Source organism: Salinimicrobium oceani (genome assembly GCF_012037645.1).
Genome location: NZ_JAAVJR010001172.1, coordinates 1 through 349, shown reverse-complemented (window position 1 = coordinate 349; position 349 = coordinate 1). Strand labels below are relative to the sequence as shown.

The 349-nt window shown below is 41.8% G+C and carries 1 protein-coding gene; it reads right to left on the bottom strand.

Annotated elements, in window-relative coordinates:
* Positions 1-349 (bottom strand): DOMON domain-containing protein (locus HC175_RS21325; RefSeq protein WP_479685259.1); only part of this gene is annotated, 349 nt, incomplete at both ends.

The window sequence follows — 349 nt, the reverse complement described above, 5'->3', positions numbered from 1 at the left end:
ATTTCAACATACCAACCTTTATCATCCATTGATACCTTTGCATCCCATACCACATTATAGGCGAAATCCTCATTTTCTTTTTTCATCCTGGCATCGGCAATGGTTCCTGCCGCAGTGACATAGAAGCGCGTTTGATTTTCCCCGTCATTATAGGTGTTAATGTCGATTAAAAAGTAATCAACAATTGGAATATTATCACGCTGGGCAAATTCACGCCTAATTCGTGAAGGATTACTGTCAAAAAGGTAGGCTGCTACATAAAGGGCCCTATCGGTATACCCTATTTTCACCTCTGTTGTGTGGGTGCTCCGGGAAGGATTCCCATTACCCGGTTCAAACATGACAAAAT